The organism is Streptomyces rhizosphaerihabitans, assembly GCF_025399795.1.
GTDB lineage: Bacteria > Actinomycetota > Actinomycetes > Streptomycetales > Streptomycetaceae > Streptomyces > Streptomyces rhizosphaerihabitans.
The window spans coordinates 62,010-81,199 of the sequence record NZ_JAODTZ010000022.1 but is presented as its reverse complement, the minus strand read 5'-3'; the positions used below and the strand labels follow the sequence as shown (position 1 = coordinate 81,199).

The 19,190-nt window shown below is 72.0% G+C and carries 14 protein-coding genes and 1 pseudogene; 5 read left to right on the top strand and 10 right to left on the bottom strand.

What is annotated here, in order from left to right:
• Window positions 1-68: 68 nt before the first annotated feature.
• Entirely contained in the window at window positions 69-1,514 is a 1,446-nt protein-coding gene (locus N4G66_RS22490) for a glycine hydroxymethyltransferase (RefSeq protein ID WP_261705949.1), read from the bottom strand.
• Window positions 1,515-1,921: 407 nt separating this feature from the next.
• On the opposite strand from N4G66_RS22490, the gene rocD reads away from it, so the two are divergent.
• Window positions 1,922-3,136, top strand: coding sequence for an ornithine--oxo-acid transaminase (rocD, locus tag N4G66_RS22485; RefSeq protein WP_261706002.1), 1,215 nt, complete (start codon window positions 1,922-1,924; stop codon window positions 3,134-3,136).
• Between the two features lie 145 nt (window positions 3,137-3,281).
• On the opposite strand, the gene N4G66_RS22480 is transcribed toward rocD, so the two are convergent.
• Both N4G66_RS22480 and N4G66_RS22475 read right to left on the bottom strand, forming a co-directional pair.
• Window positions 3,282-4,466 (bottom strand): glutathionylspermidine synthase family protein, encoded by a 1,185-nt coding sequence (locus N4G66_RS22480; RefSeq protein WP_261705948.1) that lies wholly within the window; start codon window positions 4,464-4,466, stop codon window positions 3,282-3,284.
• A gap of 166 nt (window positions 4,467-4,632) precedes the next feature.
• On the bottom strand, window positions 4,633-4,983 hold the full coding sequence (locus N4G66_RS22475) for a hypothetical protein (RefSeq protein WP_261705947.1): 351 nt from the start codon (window positions 4,981-4,983) through the stop codon (window positions 4,633-4,635).
• A 124-nt stretch (window positions 4,984-5,107) separates the two neighbouring features.
• Here N4G66_RS22475 and N4G66_RS22470 point away from each other — a divergent pair, with 124 nt between their 5' ends.
• Window positions 5,108-6,001 (top strand): hypothetical protein, encoded by an 894-nt coding sequence (locus N4G66_RS22470; RefSeq protein WP_261706001.1) that lies wholly within the window; start codon window positions 5,108-5,110, stop codon window positions 5,999-6,001.
• 165 nt (window positions 6,002-6,166) lie between these two features.
• Here N4G66_RS22470 and pdxR read toward each other — a convergent pair whose 3' ends face one another.
• Window positions 6,167-7,558 (bottom strand): MocR-like pyridoxine biosynthesis transcription factor PdxR, encoded by a 1,392-nt coding sequence (gene pdxR, locus N4G66_RS22465; protein WP_261705946.1) that lies wholly within the window; start codon window positions 7,556-7,558, stop codon window positions 6,167-6,169.
• Window positions 7,559-7,605: 47 nt separating this feature from the next.
• On the opposite strand from pdxR, the gene N4G66_RS22460 reads away from it, so the two are divergent.
• Both N4G66_RS22460 and N4G66_RS22455 read left to right on the top strand, forming a co-directional pair.
• Complete coding sequence (locus N4G66_RS22460) at window positions 7,606-8,175, top strand: carboxymuconolactone decarboxylase family protein (RefSeq protein ID WP_261705945.1); 570 nt, start codon at window positions 7,606-7,608, stop codon at window positions 8,173-8,175.
• A 34-nt stretch (window positions 8,176-8,209) separates the two neighbouring features.
• Window positions 8,210-8,935, top strand: coding sequence for an isocitrate lyase/PEP mutase family protein (locus tag N4G66_RS22455; RefSeq protein ID WP_261706000.1), 726 nt, complete (start codon window positions 8,210-8,212; stop codon window positions 8,933-8,935).
• A 67-nt stretch (window positions 8,936-9,002) separates the two neighbouring features.
• Here the strand turns inward: N4G66_RS22455 and N4G66_RS22450 are convergent, their stop codons facing one another.
• The 5 genes and pseudogenes from N4G66_RS22450 to N4G66_RS22430 all read right to left on the bottom strand — a co-directional run bounded on the left by N4G66_RS22450 (window position 9,003) and on the right by N4G66_RS22430 (window position 16,571).
• Entirely contained in the window at window positions 9,003-9,968 is a 966-nt protein-coding gene (locus N4G66_RS22450) for an ABC transporter substrate-binding protein (RefSeq protein WP_261705944.1), read from the bottom strand.
• A 1-nt stretch (window position 9,969) separates the two neighbouring features.
• Window positions 9,970-11,925 (bottom strand): ABC transporter permease, encoded by a 1,956-nt coding sequence (locus N4G66_RS22445; RefSeq protein WP_261705943.1) that lies wholly within the window; start codon window positions 11,923-11,925, stop codon window positions 9,970-9,972.
• On the bottom strand, window positions 11,925-13,334 hold the full coding sequence (locus N4G66_RS22440; protein WP_315903680.1) for a quaternary amine ABC transporter ATP-binding protein: 1,410 nt from the start codon (window positions 13,332-13,334) through the stop codon (window positions 11,925-11,927). Before N4G66_RS22440 ends, N4G66_RS22445 begins: the two co-directional genes overlap by 1 nt.
• Window positions 13,334-14,862, bottom strand: a pseudogene (locus tag N4G66_RS22435) (GMC family oxidoreductase). The gene N4G66_RS22440 and the pseudogene N4G66_RS22435 overlap by 1 nt, the downstream one beginning before the upstream one ends.
• Before the next feature lie 197 nt (window positions 14,863-15,059).
• Window positions 15,060-16,571, bottom strand: a complete 1,512-nt coding sequence (locus N4G66_RS22430; RefSeq protein WP_261705942.1) for an aldehyde dehydrogenase family protein — start codon at window positions 16,569-16,571, stop codon at window positions 15,060-15,062.
• A 239-nt stretch (window positions 16,572-16,810) separates the two neighbouring features.
• Here N4G66_RS22430 and N4G66_RS22425 point away from each other — a divergent pair, with 239 nt between their 5' ends.
• A complete protein-coding gene (locus N4G66_RS22425; RefSeq protein WP_261705941.1) occupies window positions 16,811-17,728 on the top strand; it encodes a bifunctional helix-turn-helix transcriptional regulator/GNAT family N-acetyltransferase in 918 nt (305 codons plus the stop codon).
• 103 nt (window positions 17,729-17,831) lie between these two features.
• Here N4G66_RS22425 and N4G66_RS22420 read toward each other — a convergent pair whose 3' ends face one another.
• The gene (locus N4G66_RS22420) at window positions 17,832-18,929 is read right to left on the bottom strand and encodes a hypothetical protein (protein WP_261705940.1); all 1,098 of its coding nucleotides are present in this window, start codon (window positions 18,927-18,929) and stop codon (window positions 17,832-17,834) included.
• Window positions 18,930-19,190: the final 261 nt, after the last annotated feature.

Below are 19,190 nucleotides of genomic sequence, written 5' to 3'. Positions count from 1 at the left end.
ACGGACCATGATCGGTCCGACCCCGCCACTGGTCCGGGGCCGGACGGATCCGGCCCCGGTGCGGTGCGTCAGCCGAGGTCGATCTCCGGGTAGAGCGGGAACGGGGCCAGCAGGTCGGTGGCGCGGTGGGCGATCTCGTCGGAGATCTTCGCGTCCAGGACGTGCTGGGCCTTGGACGGCGCGCCCTTGGCGGTGGTGCCGGCCTCGGCGGCGGTGAGGACGCGGTCGATCAGACCGGCGATCTCGTCCATCTCGGTCGCGCCCAGACCACGGGTGGTCAGCGCGGGGGTGCCGATGCGGATACCGGAGGTGTACCAGGCACCGTTCGGGTCGGCGGGGATGGCGTTGCGGTTGGTGACGATGCCCGAGTCGAGCAGCGCGGACTCGGCCTGGCGGCCGGTCAGTCCGTACGAGGTGGCGACGTCGATGAGGTTGAGGTGGTTGTCGGTGCCGCCGGTGACCAGCGTGGCGCCGCGGCGCATCAGCCCCTCGGCCAGGGCACGGGAGTTGTCGACGACGGCCTGGGCGTAGTCGCGGAACTCGGGGCGGCGGGCCTCGGCGAGCGCGACGGCCTTGGCGGCCATGACGTGGGGCAGCGGGCCGCCGAGGACCATCGGGCAGCCGCGGTCGACCTGCTCGGCAAGGGTCTCGTCGCACAGGACCATGCCGCCGCGCGGGCCGCGGAGCGACTTGTGCGTGGTGGTGGTGACGATCTGGGCGTGCGGGACCGGGTCGAAGTCACCGGTGAGGACCTTGCCCGCGACCAGGCCGGCGAAGTGCGCCATGTCGACCATGAGGGTGGCGCCGACCTCGTCGGCGATCTCGCGCATGATCCGGAAGTTCACCAGACGGGGGTAGGCGGAGTACCCGGCGACGAGGATCAGCGGCTTGAACTCGCGGGCGGAGACGCGCAGGGCCTCGTAGTCGATGAGACCGGTGGTGGGGTCGGTGCCGTACGAGCGCTGGTCGAACATCTTGCCGCTGATGTTGGGCCTGAAGCCGTGCGTGAGGTGGCCGCCGGCGTCCAGGGACATGCCGAGCATGCGCTGGTTGCCGAAGGCCTGGCGCAGTTCGGCCCAGTCGGCCTCGGAGAGGTCGTTGACGTTGCGGACACCGGCCTTGGCGAGCGCCGGAGCCTCCACGCGGGCGGCGAGGACGGCCCAGAAGGCGACGAGGTTGGCGTCGATGCCCGAGTGCGGCTGGGCGTAGGCGTGCTCGGCACCGAACAGTTCGCGCGCGTGCTCGGCGGCGAGGGCCTCCACGGTGTCGACGTTGCGGCAGCCGGCGTAGAAGCGGCGCCCGACGGTGCCCTCGGCGTACTTGTCGCTGAACCAGTTGCCCATGGCCAGCAGGGTGGCCGGGGAGGCGTAGTTCTCGGAGGCGATCAGTTTGAGCATGTCGCGCTGGTCGGCGACTTCCTGGCCGATGGCGTCGGCGACGCGGGGCTCCACGGCCCGGATCACCTCGAGGGCGCTGCGGAAGGCGGTGGACTCGGTGGAAAGGGGCTCTGGCATGACGGCCTCCGGACGTGGCGTTCAGCGTTCACGGGTCGGCCCAGGCGCACGGCACTCGGTTGCCACGACTCCTCGCCCGGACACTCCGGGTCCCTCACGACGGCCTGCTACTCCGTTCAGAGGTCCGGGGATCACCCCGGTGAAGCCACAGCGCGGGTGCCGCTCCCCGATGGTCGATCCCATCCCAGCGCGCCAGTCACGGCCCCGCCGGTCAGCCTACCGGGCGCGCCGGATCACCGGGGTCCCCGGTCCACCATGCGAGCGACGATAGGAAATAGGCCACAAGCCCATCCCCGCGCGGGCAACAGGAGCCCGCGCCCGGGGAGAACGCGCCGTGCGGCGTGCCGGGGAAGACCGCGCCACTCCCCCCGTGCCGCTCGTCAGAGAACGGAGATCCCGTGACCGCTATGGATGCCAGGGAGACGACGGAGGCGTTCATCGCCTCGGCCGACGCGCACAGCGCGCACAACTACCACCCGCTGCCGGTCGTCGTGGCGACGGCGGACGGAGCCTGGATGACGGATGTCGAGGGGCGCCGCTTCCTCGACATGCTGGCCGGATACTCGGCGCTGAATTTCGGCCACGGCAACCGGCGGCTGATCGAGGCCGCCAAGGCACAGCTGGACCGGGTGACGCTGACGTCGCGGGCGTTCCACCACGACCGGTTCGCGGACTTCTGCCGGGAGCTGGCGTCGCTGTGCGGCATGGAGATGGTGCTGCCGATGAACACCGGCGTGGAGGCGGTGGAGACAGCGGTGAAGACGGCCAGGAAGTGGGGGTACCGGGTCAAGGGCGTCCCCGCCGAGATGGCGAAGATCGTGGTCGCGGGCAACAACTTCCACGGGCGTACGACAACGGTCATCAGCTTCTCGACGGACCCGGAGGCGCGGGCCGACTTCGGCCCGTACACACCGGGATTCGAGATCGTGCCGTACGGGGACCTGACGGCGATGCGGTCGGCGGTCACGGAGAACACGGTGGCCGTGCTGCTGGAACCGATCCAGGGCGAGGCGGGGGTGCTGGTGCCGCCGGCCGGTTACCTGCCGGCGGTGCGGGAGCTGACGCTGGAGCGTGACGTGCTGTTCGTCGCGGACGAGATCCAGTCGGGGCTGGGGCGGACCGGCCGGACGTTCGCCTGCGAGCACGAGGGTGTGGTGCCGGACGTGTACGTCCTCGGGAAGGCGCTCGGCGGCGGGGTGGTGCCGGTGTCTGCGGTGGTGTCGAGCGCGGAGGTGCTCGGGGTGTTCCGGCCGGGGGAGCACGGGTCGACGTTCGGCGGGAATCCGCTGGCCTGCGCGGTGGCGCTGGAGGTGATCGCGATGCTGCGGTCCGGCGAGTACCAGCGGCGGGCGGCCGAGCTCGGTGAGCATCTGCACCATGAGCTGGGTCTGTTGAAGGACTCCGGTCATGTCACCGCGGTGCGCGGGCGCGGCCTGTGGGCGGGCGTCGACATCGCCCCGGCGCACGGCACGGGCCGGGAGATCTCCGAGAAGCTGATGGACCGGGGCGTCCTCGTGAAGGACACCCACGGCGTCACCGTCCGGATCGCCCCGCCCCTGGTCATCGGCAAGGAGGACCTGGACTGGGGTCTGGCCCAGCTGCGGGCCGTGCTGGGGGCGTAGGGCGGCGCCGGTCGCGTCCCCCGCCGCAGGGACGCGCCGAGCGCCCCGCCCTGACCCGCCTGGGCCCGACAGTTCCGGACGGCCCCGGACAGGTCTGCCGGACCCGGGCCCGCCCGGAGTCGGCAGACCTGTCCGGACCTGGCGGTCAGAGGATCACGTGGGGCAGGAAACGGGCGTACTCGTCCGTGATCGGGCCCGAGGACTCCCGGATGCCGAGGCCCGCCGACTCGTCCTCGACGACCCAGGCGCCGAGGACGACACGGTTGCCGTCGAAGGACGGGAGCGGCGCCAGCTCCTGGTAACAGCAGGCCTCTTCGCGTACGACGGGGGCGGCGCCGGGTTCGTGGATCGTCACACCGGCGCCCTCGCGGCCGAGAAGGGGCTTGGCGACGTACCCGTTCGTACGGGCCAGCTCGCGGGGGCCGTCGAGGTAGGCGGGGAGGAGGTTCGGGTGGTCCGGGTAGAGCTCCCAGAGGACGGCGAGGAGGGCCTTGTTGGAGAGGAGCATCTTCCAGGCGGGCTCGATCCACAGCGTCGTACCGGTGCCGCCGCCGTTGTCGAGGGTGTCCAGGACATGGCCGGCGAATTCGTCGGAGGTCAGCCACTCCCAGGGATAGAGCTTGAAGCAGCTGCGGATGAAGCCGAGCCGGTTGTCGACGAAGCGGCCGGAGAGCGGGTCCCAGCCGATCTCCTCCATCGAGATCCAGTCGGTGTCGAGACCGGCCTGTTCCGCGGTCTCCTTCAGGTAGGCGACCGTCATCAGGTCCTCGCCGAGTTCGTCCTCGGCGGAGTGCGCGAAGTAGAGGGGGCTGCCCGGCGGGAGCAGGGCGCCCTGCTTCTTCCAGGCGGCGACGAGGCGTTCGTGGAGGGAGTTCCACTGGTCGGCGCCGGGAAAGCGGTCCTGCATCCAGAACCACTGGGGGCTCGCGGCCTCGACCAGCGAGGTCGGCGTGTCGGCGTTGTACTCAAGGAGTTTCGCCGGGCCCGTGCCGTCGTAGCGGAGGTCGAAACGGCCGTAGACGGACGGGAGTTCGCCGCGCCGGTGCCAGGACTCGGCGACGGCCGCCGCGACGCGCGGATCGTCGATGCCGAGATCGGCGAAGCGCTCCCGCTCGACGATGTGGCCGGCCGCCGCCAGGCACATGGCGTGCAGTTCCTCGACGACCTCCTCCAGCGCCTCCACCTCGGGCAGCGAGAAGACGTAGTAGGCGCTCTCGTCCCAGTAGGGGCGCAGGGAGTCGTCAGGGTGGCGGGTGAGCGGGTAGACGAGTCCCTGCTGCTCGACGGTCTGCTGCCAGCCGGGGCGGGGGACGATGGTGCGGCGTTCCATGAGTGCGTGAGTTCTCTGTTCGGGGGGCGCGGCGGACGCGTTTGGTGCTCGGCGGACGCGCGGGGTCCCGGCGTGCCGGACGCGCTCGGGCGCGGACGCGGCGGACGCGCTGGGTGCGGGCGTACTGGGTGCGGGCGCGCCGTCCGGTCGGAGGGCTCCCGCGGGGTCAGCCGCCGGAGCTGCCCTTGCCGCCGCCGAAGCCGCCCCGGTGGACACCGCCGTGGCTGCCACCGGAACCGCCGGAGCCGCTGGAGCTCCGGGGTTCGGTGAGGGAGCCGCCGTCGATCCAGCCGCTCTTCCTGTCGCCGCCGTAGTACCAGACGCTGTCGGCCGAGACCTTGGTGGAATCGCAGTTCTTGTCGGCGACGACCTTGTAGCCCTTGCCGAGGTGGTAGCTGTCGCGGTCGACGCAGCGCTTGTCAGGGTCGGCGGAGCAGGCGGAGAGCGCCGCCGCGAGGAGTCCCATGCCGCCGAGGACGACCGTGCCCGAGCGCAGTTGGCGTCGTACGTCTGCCATGTCCGCTTCCCCCGTTTGTTCTGTTCGCGTTCGTTGAGGGGAACAGATTAGAGATCGGGTGCGGCGCACCCGCGGCGGCCCCCGGCGACGCGCTGTCCCCTACAGTCACTTCGTGCTCTTTGGAATGGTGTGCGCCCTTGGTGCCTCGGTCTGTTTCGGTACGGCGACGGTTCTGCAGGCGATGGCCGCGCGGGCCGCGGGCGAGGGCGGGACGGGCGGCGGGGTCGGCGGCGCGGCGGCACTGCTGCTGCGGGCGCTGCGGCAGTGGCGGTATCTGGCGGGGCTGGGCCTCGACGGGGTCGGGTTCCTGCTGCAGATCGTCGCGCTGCGGTCGCTCCCGATCTACGCCGTCGGCGCGGCCCTCGCCGCGAGCCTGGCCGTCACCGCGGTGGTGGCCTCGCGGCTGCTCCATGTGCGGTTGAGCCGGGTCGAGTGGGGCGCCGTGGCGGTGGTGTGCGCGGGGCTCGCGATGCTGGGGCTGGCGTCCGGGACGGAGGGGGACCGGACGGGGTCCCTGGCGTTGAAGTACGCGACGCTGGGAACGTCTTTGGCCGTCCTGGCGCTGGGGCTGGTCGGCGGACGGCTGCCCGACCGGGGGCGGGCGCTCGCCCTGGGACTCGGGGCGGGGTTCGGGTTCGGGGTGGTCGAGGTGGCGGTGCGGCTGATCGCGGACCTCGATCCGGGGAGGCTGCTGGCCAACCCGGCGACGTACGCGCTGCTGATCGGTGGCGGGGCCGCGTTCCTGCTGCTCACCACGGCCCTGGAACGGGGTTCGGTGACGACGGCCACCGCCGGGCTGGTCATCGGGGAGACCATCGGGCCCGCGCTGGTGGGGGTGGTGTGGCTGGGCGACCGTACGCGCGAGGGACTGTCCTGGCTGGCGGTCCTCGGTTTCGCGGTGGCTGTGGCGGGGGCCTTGGCGCTGGCGCGGTTCGGCGAGGCGCCGGGTACGCAGACGTCCGCCTCCGCGCCCGCGGAGGCGACCGAGACGGAGGAAGAGGAAGAGCGGAAGGCGTAGGGGTCCCGCGAGGCGTGGAGGTCCCGCGGGGATCGGTCTCCCGGTCGCTCCGGTGGCAGCCACCGGAGCGCACTTCAGGAACCGTCACGAGCCTTCACGAACCTTCACGAACCGTCGAGGGCTCGCGAGAGCCTTCGAGAGCCCTCACGAACAAGAATCTCCCTTTCAGGGAAGTGCCCGGCACAGCGCGTCCAGTGCGCCCGACCAGGCGTGATCCGGCGGTGTGCCGTAGCCGACGACCAGGGCGTCCTGGGGCGGGGTGAGGGCATCGGGGTGGCGGTGGCGGGAGAGGCCGTGCACCGCGAGGCCCTGCCAGGCGGCGGCCTGGACGACCGACCGCTCGGTGCCCGGCGGGAGTTGGAGCACGGCGTGCAGTCCTGCGGCGATGCCGGTGGCGTGCACGACGGGGGCACGGGTGGCGAGCGCGGCGACGAGGGCGTCCCGGCGGCGCCGGTAGCGCAGACGGGCGGCGCGGACGTGGCGGTCGTAGGCGCCGGAGGTGATGAACTCCGCCAGGGTCAGCTGGTCCAGTACTCCGGTGGACCAACCTCCCTCCCCCTTGAGGGAGATGACCTCGTCCGCGAGGGACGGCGGCAGGACCAGCCAGCCGAGGCGCAGAGCGGGCGCCAGGGACTTGCTCGCGGTGCCCAGATGGACCACGTGGTCGGGGTCCAGACCCTGCAACGCGCCGACGGGCTGCCGGTCGTAGCGGAACTCGCCGTCGTAGTCGTCCTCCAGGACGAGCCCGCCGGTGCGGCGGGCCCAGCCGACGACGGCGGCCCGGCGGTCCGGGTGCAGCGGCACGCCCATCGGGAACTGATGGGCGGGGGTGAGCAGTACGGCTCGTACACCCGTCATGTCGCGCGTGTCGGTGCCGAGTTCGTCGAAGGGCAGAGGAGTCGTGCGCAGGCCCGAGCGGTGCAGGAGATTCCAGTGCACGTCCAGGCCGTACGACTCCACGGCGAGCGAGCGCAGACCTCGCCGGCGCAGGACCGCGCCGAGCAGCGTGAGGCCGTCCGAGAAGCCCGAGCAGATCACGATGCGCTCCGGGTCGGCGCGGACGCCCCGCGCGCGGGAGAGATAGCCCGCGAGAGCGGCGCGCAGTTCGGGGCGGCCACGCGGATCGCCGTAGCCGAGGGCGTCGTGCGGTGCGCGGGTCAGGGCGCGGCGGGCCGCCTTGAGCCAGGCGGTGCGCGGGAACGACGCGAGGTCGGGGGTGCCGGGAACGAGGTCGTACGCGGGACGGCCCTGTTCACGGCGGCGCGGCGCGGCCTCCGGCGCCGGTGGTGCGACGCTCCGCTCGGCCACCTGTGTGCCCGAGCCCTGGCGGGCGGTGAGCCAGCCCTCGGCGACCAGGTCCCCGTAGGCGTCGGCGACCGTGTTGCGGGCGACGCCCAGGTCGGTGGCGAGCGAGCGGGAGGGCGGGAGGCGGGTTCCGGGGGCCAGCCGGCCACTGCGGACCGCCTCGCGCAGCGCGTCCGTCAGCCCTTTGCGGATACCGGATCCGGTCGGCTCGACATGAAGGTCGACGCCCAAAGTGGCCCATGTTCTCGCCATGGAAATGGACCATACTCCTGGGCTACTCCCCTCGTAGGGTCGATCACATGACGACGCAGGACACGGCCACGCAGACCACCACGACCAGCCCCACGACGACCACCGCGGCCCCGACCGCGCCGACCGACGGCGAGACCGCGCGGTACGCGCCCGAGCACGCCCCGCGGCTCAACTGGGCCGAGCTCGCCCCCGACGTCTACAAGGCGATGGTCAGGCTCGACGCGGCGGCCCGGCGCGGGGTGGACCCCCTGCTCCTGGAGCTGGTGAAGATCCGCGCCTCGCAGCTCAACCACTGCGCGTTCTGCCTCGACATGCACACCAAGGACGCGCTCGCGGCGGGCGAGAGCGTGGAGCGGATCGTGCAGCTCAGCGCATGGGAGGAATCGCGGCACTTCTACACGGAGAAGGAGCTCGCGGCGATCGAGCTGACCGAGGCCGTCACCGTACTCACGGAAGGGTTCGTCCCGGACGAGGTGTACGAGCGTGCGGCCCGGCACTTCGAGGAGACCGAGCTGGCCCAGTTGATCGCCGCGATCACGGTGATCAACGCCTGGAACCGGTTCGGTGTGACCTGCCGCCTGGCGCCCGGCCACTACCGGGCGGGCCAGTACAAGTGACGGCCCGACGCGGCCCGGAGGGGAGTACACGGTGGTGAACAAGGCCGAGGCGTTCCGGGCGCTGCACCACGGGCGCGTGCCGGACGATCCGCTGGTGCTGCCCGGCCCCTGGGACGCCGCGAGCGCGCGCGTGTTCGTGGAGGCCGGGTTCCCGGCGCTCGCCACACCGAGTGCCGGGGTGGCCGCCTCGCTCGGGTACGCGGACGGGGAGACGCCCGCCGACGAGATGTTCGCGGCGGTCGCGCGGATCGTCCGGGCCGTCGACGTGCCGGTGTCGGCGGATGTCGAGGACGGCTACGGGCTCGCGCCCAAGGAGCTGGTGGAGCGGTTGCTGGAGGCGGGCGCCGTCGGCTGCAACCTTGAGGACTCCACGGGCGGCGTCCTCAAGGACGCGGCCCGGCACGCCGACCGGCTGGCCGAGGTACGGAGCGCGGCGGCGGACCTGCTCTTCGTGAACGCCCGTGTCGATGTCTTCGCCCATGGGGACGGAGATCCCGAGCGGGCCATCGAGCGGGCCGCGCTGTACGTCGCCGCGGGGGCGGACTGCGTGTACCCGATCGGGGCACCGCCCGAGATGCTTCCGCTGCTGCGGTCCGGCATCCGCGGGCCGCTGAACGTGTTCGCCCGGCTCGGCGGGGCATCGGCGGCCGAACTGGGTGAACTCGGCGCCACCCGGGTCACGTTCGGACCCGGCCTGCAGCGCCGGGCGGCGGAGGCGCTGGCGGAGATCGCGGCGGAACTGAGGCAGGCAGGCCGGTAGACCGGCCTGTTCCGTGGGGCGGGTGCCACCTCTGGCACCCGCCCCGGGCCGTGCAGGGCCCCGGCCACTACGACGGAAGCCATGCACGCCAGGTCGACGCGTGGTGCTCCACCCACTTCTTCGCCGCCTCCTGCGGCGTCAGCTTGTCGTTGGCGATCATCAGGGAGACCTCGTTCTGGTCCTCGGTGGTCCACTTGAAGTTCTTCAGGAAGGCGGCGGCCTTGCCGCCGGTCCTCGCGAAGTCGGCGTTGAGGTACTTGCGCAGTGGGGTGTGCGGGTAGGCGCAGGCGACCTTCGCCGCGTCGGCGTCGCAGCCCTCCTTGTAGGCGGGCAGCTTCACCTCGGTCATGGGGACCTTCTCGAACAGCCACTGCGGGGAGTACCAGTACGTGAGGAAGGGCTTCCGCTCCTTCGCGAACTGCTTCATCTGCGTGATCTGCGCGGCCTCCGAACCGGCGAACACCACCTGGTAGTTCAGGTGCAGGTTGTTCACCAGCGCCTTGTCGTTGGTGACGTACGACGGGGAGCCGTCGAGGAGTTGGCCCTTGCCGCCGCTCTCGGGCGTGCGCAGTCGGTCGGCGTACTCGTCGAGGTTCCTCCAGTCCGTGACGTCGGGGTGCTGCTTCGCGAAGTACGTCGGGACGTACCAGCCGATGTGCCCGGTCACGCCCAGGTTCCCGCCGGGCTCGATCGTCTTCTTGTCCTCGACGTACCGCTTCTCCTGGTCGGGGTGGCCCCAGTCCTCCAGGATCGCGTCGACGCGGCCCTGGCTGAGCGCGTCCCAGGCGGGCACCTCGTCGACCTGGACGGTGTCGACGCGATAGCCCATCTCGTGTCCCAGGAGGTACTGCGCCACGGCCACGTTCGACTGGGCGCCGACCCACGACTGCACGGACAGGGTGACCGTCCTGGCGCCCTGGGCGTTCGCGAAGGGCGAGGCCTGCCTGGTCATGTCGGCGGCACCGCAGCCGGTGAGCAGCAGCAGGGCGGACGCGCCGGCCACCGTGGATGTCGCACGTGTACGAGGTCGCATGTCAGGCTCCTTTCTTCGCGCGGCGCCGCGTCGGCTGGGTCACCCGGTCGAGCATCAGGCCGAGGCAGACGATCGCGGCGCCCGCGACCAGGCCGGTGGCCAGGTCGCCCTGGGCGAGGCCGAACACGACGTCGTATCCCAGCGCGCCGCCGCCGACCAGGCCGCCGATGATGACGACGGCGAGGACCAGGACGACGCCCTGGTTGACGGCGAGCAGCAGCGCGGGCCGAGCCAACGGCAGCTGGACCTGCCGCAGTTGCTGCCCGGCGCTCGCGCCGAGGGAGCGGGCGGCCTCCAGCGCGGCCGGGTCGACGGCGCGCAGCCCCTGGGTGGTGATGCGGACCACGGCGGGCAGCGCGTAGACGACCGCGGCGGCGACGGCGGGTGCGCGGCCGACGCCGAACAGCGCCACCACGGGGATGAGGTACACGAACTGCGGCATGGTCTGGAAGACGTCGAGGACGGGCCGCAGCAGGCGCTCGAACCGCTCGCTGCGCGCGGCCGCGATACCGGTGGCGAAGCCGAGCACGAGGGTCACTGCGACCGCCGCGAGCACCTGGGAGAGCGTGTCGAGGGACGACTTCCACGCGCCCAGCACGCCGATCGCGGCCATGGCGAGGACGGCGGTGAGCGCGGTGCGCCAGGTGCCGATCAGCCAGGCGAGGGCGGCGACGATGAGCAGCACGGCCCACCAGGGCAGCCACTGCAGACCGTCCCGGAGCGGGTCGAGGACCCAGGTGGTGAAGTGGCCCGCCCAGTCGGCGGTGCCGCCGATGCAGGGGACGCCTGAGTAGAGGTGGCCGGTCATCCAGTCGACGGCGCTGTTCACCGGCTCCGCGATGTTCACCACCCAGGCGTCGGGCCAGTCCGGCCGGCCCGCGAGACGTCCGGCGGCCACGGCGGCCACAGCGGCCACGGCGGCGGCCGCCACGTACACCCGGGAAGTCTTCTCGTGGGCCTCTCCGAGCCGTTCACCCGCCGCGGCCGTGACCCGGTCGAGGACGACCGCGAGGAGGACGATCGGGATGCCGGCTGCGAGCGCTGCGCCCACGTCCACGGAGGCGAGGGCCTGGTAGACGCGGTCACCGAGACCGCCGGCGCCGATCACCGAGGCGATGACGGCCATCGACAGCGCCATCATGATCGTCTGGTTGAGGCCGAGAAGGAGTTCCTTGCGGGCCAGCGGTAGGCGGGCGGTGAGCAACCGCTGCCGGGCCGTGGCGCCGAGCGAGGCGACGGCCTCCAGCACGCCCTCGTCCGCGTCGCGCAGGCCGAGCGCGGTGAGCCGGGCCATGGGCGGGGCGGCGTAGACGACGGTGGCGAGCACGGCCGCTGGCACACCGATGCCGAAGACCAGCACGACGGGCAGCAGATACGCGAACGCCGGGAGCACCTGCATGGTGTCGAGGACGGGGCGCAGCGCGCGGTGGGTGCGGTCGGAGAGCCCGGCGGCGAGGCCGAGCAGCGTGCCCAGCACGACGGAGGCGAACACGGCGACCACCATGACGGCCAGCGTCTGCATGGTGGGCACCCACATGCCGAGCAGGCCGCAGGCGAGGAAGGCCGCGCCGGTGCCGAGGGCGGGCCGTAGGCCCGCGGCCCGCCAGGCCACGAGGGCGGCCACGGCGGTCGCTCCGGCCCAGCCGGCCGCGAGGAGCAACAGATAGACGGCGCGTACCGAGAGGACGACGGCGTTGCTGACGTAGCCGAAGAAGTACAGGAACAGTGGGTGGCTGTCACGGTTGTCGATGATCCAGTCGCCGGCTCTGCCGAGCGGTCCGGTCAGGTCGACGGTCAGCGCGTGCGGCCAACTGCCGCTGGACCAACGAGCGTTGGCGAGAGGCACGAGCACCGCCGCGACGACCGCGAGCAGCAGGAGCTTGCCGACGGCCGGATGACTGAGGCGCCGGGGAAGGACCGTACGGGGGACGGAGGTGGACGTGGTGACTGCGGCCATCACAGCGCCTCCTTGCGCGGGTCCGGGGCGGTGCGCGGGACGGGGGCGGTCTGCGCCTCCCGGTCGGTGCGCGGGACCGAGCCGGTCTGCGGGTCCGAGCCGGTGCGCGGGTCCGGGTCGGCGAGTGGGTCCGGGTCGGTCTGCGGGACCGGGTCCGCGCCGGTGGGCGGAGTCGACCCGCCTCGCAGACTCGATCGGTCCCGGAGGCTCGACGCGTCGCGAAGATCCGACCCGGCGACGACGTGGAGCAGCCGCTCGTGGTCGACGACACCGAGGCAGCGGCCGTCCCCTACGACGCAGGCGGCCCGGCCCGTGCGGGCGACGGCCTTGATGGCATCGGCGACCACGGTGTCGGGGGCGAGCGCGCCGGGGTGGTCCGGCCCTCCGCAGTCCCCGGCCCGCATCGCCGTGCGGACCGTCATGACCTGCTCGCGGGGCACGTCCCGGACGAACTCGCGGACGTAGGCGTCGGCCGGGGAGCCGACGATCTCCTCGGGTGTGCCGAGCTGGACGATCCGGCCGTCGCGCATCAGGGCGATGCGGTCGCCGAGACGCAGGGCCTCGGTCAGGTCATGGGTGATGAAGACCATCGTGCGGCCCTCCTCGCGGTGCAGCCGGACGACCTCCTCCTGCATGTCGCGCCGGATCATCGGGTCGAGCGCGCTGAACGGCTCGTCGAAGAGCAGGACTTCGGGCTCGACGGCGAGCGCGCGGGCCAGCCCGACGCGCTGTTGCTGACCGCCGGACAGCTGTCCGGGCCTGCGCTGCTCCATGCCTTCCAGGCCGACCTTGGCGACGACCTCGGCGGCCCTCGCCCGGCGTTCCCCGCGCGAGACACCCTGGATCTCCAGGCCGTAGGCGACGTTGTCGAGCACCGAGCGGTGCGGCAGCAGGCCGAAGTGCTGGAAGACCATGGCGGCGCGGTGGCGGCGCAGTTCGCGCAGCCGCGCCTTGTCCATCGCGAGGACGTCCTCGCCGTCGATCGAGAGGCGGCCCGAGGTGGGCTCGATCAGCCGGGTGAGACAGCGCACGAGCGTGGACTTGCCCGAGCCGGACAGGCCCATGACGACGAAGACCTCGCCCTTGCGGACGTCGAAACCGACGTCACGGACGGCGGCGGTGCAGCCGGTGGCGGCGCGCAGTTCGGCGGCGTCGAGGGAGGCGAGTCCGGGGTCGCCGGGGACGCGGTCGGCCTTCGGACCGAAGACCTTCCACAGGTTGCGCACGGAGAAGACGGGGTTGATTCCCGCATCACCGGAGGTGGTGGAGCTGCTGTCGGCCGTACCAGCCGTTCCGTACGCGCCGGGTGCCGTGCCGTCGGTTGCACGGGCGGCACCGGCCGCGGTGTTCCCGGTGGTTGCCGTGCCCTCGTTCACTCGTGCGGCGTCTCCGTTGGTCGTCGTACTCATCACGCACCGCCCCCGATCAGGTCGGCGGCCTTCTCGCCGACCATGAGCACCGCGATCATCGGGTTCACGGCGGGCATGGTCGGAAAGACGGAGGCGTCGGCGATACGGATGCCGTCGAGGCCGCGGACCCGCAGTTCGGGGTCCACCACCGCGCGTTCGTCGGAGAGGTCACCCATCCGGCAGGTGCCTGCCGGGTGGTACACGGTGTGCGCGACCTGGCGGGCGTACGCGCCGAGTTCCTCGTCGTCGGTGACGGCGGGGCCGGGGCACACCTCGCGCTTGAGCCAGCCGGCGAGTGGCTCGGCCCCGGCTATCTCGCGGGCGATCTTGATGCCGTCGACGAGGGTACGGCCGTCGTAGTCGTCCTCGTCCGTGAAGTACCGGAAGTCCAGGGCGGGTTTGACGGCGGGGTCGGCGCTGGTCAGGTGGAGGCGGCCGCGGCTGCGCGGCTTGGGGATGTTGGGGGTCATGGAGACGCCGTGCGCGGGGCGTTCGTAGCCGAGGCGCTCCGGGTTGTCCGTGAAGGGGATCTGGTAGAAGTGGAACATGAGGTCGGGGCCCGGCTGTTGGGGGTCGCGGCGGACGAACAGGCCCGCGTCGGAGTCCATCGCGGAGTTCTCCGGGATCGGCCCGTTCGTCTCCCAGACGATCACCGACTCGGGGTGGTCGAGCAGGTTCTCGCCGACGCCGGCAGATCGTGCACGACCGGGATGTCGAGCTCCTCCAGATCACCGGCGGGTCCGACGCCGGAGTGCAGCAGCAGACGCGGCGAGTCGACCGCGCCCGCGCACAGCAGGACCTCGTTCCTCGCCCGTACGAGGACCTCTTCGTCGTCCTTCGTGCGGACGTGCACGCCCGTGACCCGGGTCCCGTCGAGTTCCAGCTTGTACGCCCAGGTCTCCAGCAGGAGAGTCAGGTTGGGCCGCTCGTCCATCACCGGGTGCAGGTACGCCACCGAGGCGCTCGACCGCTTGTTGGTCTCCGGGTGGTACGCGAGGTCGAAGAAGCCCACACCCTCGGTGAACGGCTGCCGGTTGAAGCCCTCGACGCGCGGCACGTCGAGGGCGGACTGTGCCGCGTCCACGAAGTCCCTCGCGATGGCGTTCCGGTCCTTCTCGTCGACCGGGACGATGTTGTTCAGGAGCCGCGCGTAGTACCCCTCCATCGACACCGCGCCCCAGCCCTTGGCACCGGCCGCCTCCCACTCGTCCCAGTCGGACGGCAGCGGCTTGAACGCGATCAGCGTGTTGTGCGACGAGCAGCCGCCGAGGACCCGGGCCCGGCTGTGCCGGATGTGCGAGTTGCCCCGCGGCTGCTCGGTCGTCGGGTAGTCGTAGTCCAGCTCCCCGCCGAGCAGGCCCATCCAGCGGCGCAGGGTCAGGACGTCGTCGCGGCCGACGTCGCTGGGCCCGCCCTCGATGACGGCGACGGTGACGTCGGGGTTCTCGGTGAGGCGGGACGCGATCACGGAGCCCGCCGTGCCGCCGCCGATGACGACGTAGTCGTACGTGTTCTCGTGCTGGGACATGAAGGTGCTCCAAAGTGCCTTGTGCGGTGGGGGATTGGAGGAAGGGGGCGAAGTGGGGACGGGGGACGGAGAAGAGGGCGGGGAACGGGTCGGCGCCGGGCGGCGGCTCGGGTCGTCACCCCATGCGGGGCGGCCGACCGGCGCCCGGTGCACGGCCGTCGACCCACTGGCCGACGGGCGGGACCTGCCTGCCGGTCTCAGCCGGCGAACCAGCGCACGGGCTTCGGCGCGAGGTTCTGGTAGACGTGCTTGGTCTCTTGGTATTCGGCGAGCCCGGCCGGGCCGAGTTCGCGCCCGACGCCGCTCCTGCCGAAGCCGCCCCACTCCGCCTGCGGGAGGTAGGGGTGGAAGTCGTTGATCCAGACGGTGCCGTGGCGCAGCCGGCCGGCGACGCGGCGGGCGCGGCCGGCGTCGGCGGTCCAGACGGCCCCCGCGAGGCCGTACTCGGTGTCGTTGGCGAGAGCGACGGCCTCGTCCTCGGTGGCGAAGGTCTCGACGGTGAGGACAGGCCCGAAGACCTCCTCGCGGACGACCCGCATCCCGCGGTGGCACTGGTCGAGCACGGTCGGCTCGTAGAAGTACCCGGTGGCGGGCCGGACTCCGGACGGCTCGGGCCGCTTGCCGCCGGCGCGCAGCACCGCGCCCTCGGCCAGTGCGGCGGCGACGTACGCCTCGGTCTTCGCGCGCTGCTGCTCGGAGACGAGCGGGCCGCACTCGACGCCGTCCTCGGTGCCGCGGCCCAGCCGGATCGCGTTTGCCCTGCGCGCGAGTTCGGCGACGAAACGCTCGCGCAGGGACTCCTCGACGATGAGCCGCGAACCGGCCGAGCACACCTGGCCGCTGTGGATGAAAGCGGCGTTGAGGGCCTGGTCGACTGCGGTGTCGAAGCCCTCCCCGGTGGCACAGGCGTCGGCGAAGACGACGTTGGGGTTCTTGCCGCCGAGTTCGAGCGCGACCTTCTTGACCGTGTCGGCGGCGGCGCGTGCCACCTTCGTACCGCTGGCGAGGCCGCCGGTGAAGGAGACGAGGTCGACGTCGGGGTGCTCGGCGAGGCGGGCTCCGACGGTGTGTCCGGGGCCCGTGACGAGGCCGGCGACACCGGCGGGCAGCCCTGCCTCGGCCAGCAGACCGAGCAGGGCGACCGTGGTCAGCGGGGTGATCTCGCTCGGCTTGACCACGAAGGTGTTGCCGGCGGCGAGGGCTGGAGCGATCTTCCAACTGGCCTGCAGGAGAGGGTAGTTCCAAGGTGTGATCAGCGCACATACGCCGACGGGCTCGTGCACGACGACGCTGTGGACGTCGGACGAACCGGCGTCCACCACACGCCCGCCGCCCTCCCCCACCACGAGGTCGGCGAAGTAGCGGAAGGCGTCGGCGACGCAGTCGATGTCGACGCGCCCCTCCTCCAGGGTCTTGCCCGCGTCACGGCTTTCGAGCAGCCCGAGCTCCTCGCGGTCGCGGACGAGGAGGTCGGCGACGCGGCGCAGCAGGGCGGCGCGCTCGGTGACGGGGGTGTGCGGCCAGGGACCCTCGTCGAAGGCGCGGCGTGCGGCGGCGACCGCGAGGTCCGCGTCCTTCTCGTCACCTTCCGCGACCACGGCGAACGGCTCGGCATCGGCGGGGTCGAGGATCTCGCGCGTCGCGCCAGAGAGCGCCGCGCGCCACTCGCCGCCCACGTGGATGGTCTGCTCTGCCTGCTGTCCGGCCATGATCGGTGTTGCCTTCCGTTCTTGTTCGATGCCCCTGCGTCACACGCGTGTCACTCCTGGGAGCCGTGAGCACCTGCCCTTCGACCCCGGTTGCATGCACAATCCGTCACCAAAAGTGCGCCGGGTCACTGAAAAATCCACCAAAATGCGATGAGAACGGGTGATAGACATCCCTCTTTCCTTTGACTAAAGTCAAAGGAAAGAGGGATGGAGTGGGACCGGACAGAGAGCCGGAAAAAATGGAGCCAGTGTCAGCGGACCAGGTGACGGCGCTGCGGCGGTTCAACCGCTACTTCACCCGGCGCATCGGAGCCCTCGACGACCACTACCTCGGCCAGGACCGCCCCCTCGGCGAGGCCCGGCTGCTGTTCGAGATCGGCGGGGCGGGAGCCTCCCTGCGCGAGCTCAGGTCCCGACTCGGCCTGGACGCGGGGTACTTGAGCCGGATGGTCCGGGCCCTGGAGTCACAGGGCCTCGTCCGGGTCAGCGTCCATCCCGGTGACAGCAGACTGCGGGTCGCCGGTCTCACGGCCGCCGGGCAGGCCGAGGTGAAGGAGCAGAACCGGCTGGCCGACGGTCTGACCGAGGGCCTGCTCAGCGGTCTCGACGCTCCCCGGCGCGCGGAGCTGACCGCAGCTCTCGGCACGGCACACCGTCTGCTCCGGCTCGCCGCGATCACCGTCGAGACCGTCGACGGCGCCTCCCCCGACGCCCGCGCCTGCCTCGACGCGTACGCGGCCGACATCGACGAGCGGTTCCCCGAGGGCTTCGACCCCGGCACCCTCGTCCGGCCCCACGAGGTGTCGGGCGACGCGGGCGCCTTCCTCGTCGCCTACGAGGAGGACCGTCCCGTGGGCTGCGGCGCGCTGCGCCGGCTCGCTCCCCGCGTGGGCGAGATCCGCCATGTGTGGGTACATCCCGCCGCTCGTCGGCTCGGCCTCGGACGCCGCATCCTCGACGGCCTCGAACAGCGGGCCACCGAGCGCGAGTTCACCGTCGTACGGCTCGACACGCACGCCACGCTGACCGAGGCCCGGGCGATGTACCGGGCGTGCGGATACACGGAGATCCCGCGGTACGACGACAACGTGTACGCGGCGTACTGGTTCGAGAAGCGGCTGCCCGGCGCGGGGGCGCAGGAACCGCCCGCGCGTTAGGGGCGACTCCTGCTTCAGCGGTGATCCCGCGCCAGCCGGTGCTCGTGCGTCAAGTGCAACTCATGCGCCGGCCGGGGCTCGTACATCAAGTCCGGCTCATGTCTCAGCCGGGGCTCGTGCAGTCGGACCCGGTCGGGCAGAAGGAGTTCACGGCCGTCGTGAGCTGCTCGGTCATGTCCGCGCCCGGCGGACCGCTCGCGATGATGGCGTACGGCGTGCCGTCGGCGGCCTGGAAACGGTGGTCGACGGTCTGGGTGGCTCCGTACCGCTTGTCGTAGTAGCGGTAGCTGAACTCCGTCCAGTCGGTGCCGGTCCGCCGGTCCAGGTACTGGTAGCCCTTGGCCCCCTTCGCGATGTCCTCGGCCAGCGCCGAGGACTCCGCCGCCGAGGGCTCCGTGACCTCGAACACCATGAGCCTGCGGTTGCCGTCGGGTGCCGTGTAGGTGACGACGGGCGCCAGCTTGCCCTGCTTCTCTTCGCGCGCCCAGCCGTCCGGCACATCCACGGTGTAGCCGATCGGGTCGACCGCACGGCTGTACCCGGGGGACGGCGCCGGGGCGGTGGTCACAGCCGGGTCGGCGTAGGCACCCTCGCCGCCGGAGGCACCGGAGACGTTCGAGCTGTCCGGAGCCACGCCGGGCTGCGTCGCCGTGACGGTCACCGAGGGACCGGACAGGCCCGCGTCCGGATGCCCGGGCGAATCCCCTCTGGTCAACGCCCACAGCCCGCCACCCACACCACCCGCCAGAACGGCCACGGCCACAATCACCAGAAGCAGTCGCCGCGAGTCACCGGCCCTCGGCGCCTGACCGCCTCCGAGCGTCGCACCACCCCCGGGCCAGGTCTGCGGCTGCTGGGGCGGCTGCGACCAGGCCTGGGCCTGCTGCTGGTGGTGCTGGTGCCATTGATGCGGCTGTGGCTGCGGCGGCAATGGCTGTGGCTGCGGTGGGTGTGCCTGTGGCGGCAATGGGTGTGCCTGTGGCTGCGGTGGTACGGAGCCCGCGGGCGGACAGGGATCGGGCCGCAGTGGACCCGCCTGTGTGGCCGCCGCCCACCACTGCTGCTGCTCCCCGGACTGCTGCTGCTCGCCGGCCGGCGGCGCTCCGCCTGCGTCGACGCCGTCCTGAACTCCACCGCCGTCCGGCCGGTCCGAACCGTCGTCGACCCATTGCCGACGGTCCGCGTCCCATCGCTGCGCCATCCCGTCACCCCCCGCTCCCCGTCGGCCCCACCCGACGGCCCGATCTCGACGCGTTTCTCGCCGAACCTCAGCCGCGCCCCCGTCCCCGGCGGACCGTACGTAACGACGATAGTGAGAATTCCGCCACCAGCACCCCTCTTTATGGCGACAAAGCACACACGTTCGATACGTACTTTCCGTACGCCTTCCCGCCCCGTGCCCGATGACCGCTCCCCGAGCCCGACTCGTGGCACTCCGGTCACGGGTGCCGACTCGCGCACA

Bases quoted from the DNA above. Each gene is read 5' to 3' on its own strand.
- N4G66_RS22490 (WP_261705949.1), bottom strand. From the start codon at position 1,514: ATGCCAGAGCCCCTTTCCACCGAGTCCACCGCCTTCCGCAGCGCCCTC.
- rocD (WP_261706002.1), top strand. From the start codon at position 1,922: ATGGATGCCAGGGAGACGACGGAGGCGTTCATCGCCTCGGCCGACGCG.
- N4G66_RS22480 (WP_261705948.1), bottom strand. From the start codon at position 4,466: ATGGAACGCCGCACCATCGTCCCCCGCCCCGGCTGGCAGCAGACCGTC.
- N4G66_RS22475 (WP_261705947.1), bottom strand. From the start codon at position 4,983: ATGGCAGACGTACGACGCCAACTGCGCTCGGGCACGGTCGTCCTCGGC.
- N4G66_RS22470 (WP_261706001.1), top strand. From the start codon at position 5,108: ATGGTGTGCGCCCTTGGTGCCTCGGTCTGTTTCGGTACGGCGACGGTT.
- pdxR (WP_261705946.1), bottom strand. From the start codon at position 7,558: ATGGCGAGAACATGGGCCACTTTGGGCGTCGACCTTCATGTCGAGCCG.
- N4G66_RS22460 (WP_261705945.1), top strand. From the start codon at position 7,606: ATGACGACGCAGGACACGGCCACGCAGACCACCACGACCAGCCCCACG.
- N4G66_RS22450 (WP_261705944.1), bottom strand. From the start codon at position 9,968: ATGCGACCTCGTACACGTGCGACATCCACGGTGGCCGGCGCGTCCGCC.
- N4G66_RS22445 (WP_261705943.1), bottom strand. From the start codon at position 11,925: ATGGCCGCAGTCACCACGTCCACCTCCGTCCCCCGTACGGTCCTTCCC.
- N4G66_RS22440 (WP_315903680.1), bottom strand. From the start codon at position 13,334: ATGAGTACGACGACCAACGGAGACGCCGCACGAGTGAACGAGGGCACG.
- N4G66_RS22430 (WP_261705942.1), bottom strand. From the start codon at position 16,571: ATGGCCGGACAGCAGGCAGAGCAGACCATCCACGTGGGCGGCGAGTGG.
- N4G66_RS22425 (WP_261705941.1), top strand. From the start codon at position 16,811: ATGGAGCCAGTGTCAGCGGACCAGGTGACGGCGCTGCGGCGGTTCAAC.
- N4G66_RS22420 (WP_261705940.1), bottom strand. From the start codon at position 18,929: ATGGCGCAGCGATGGGACGCGGACCGTCGGCAATGGGTCGACGACGGT.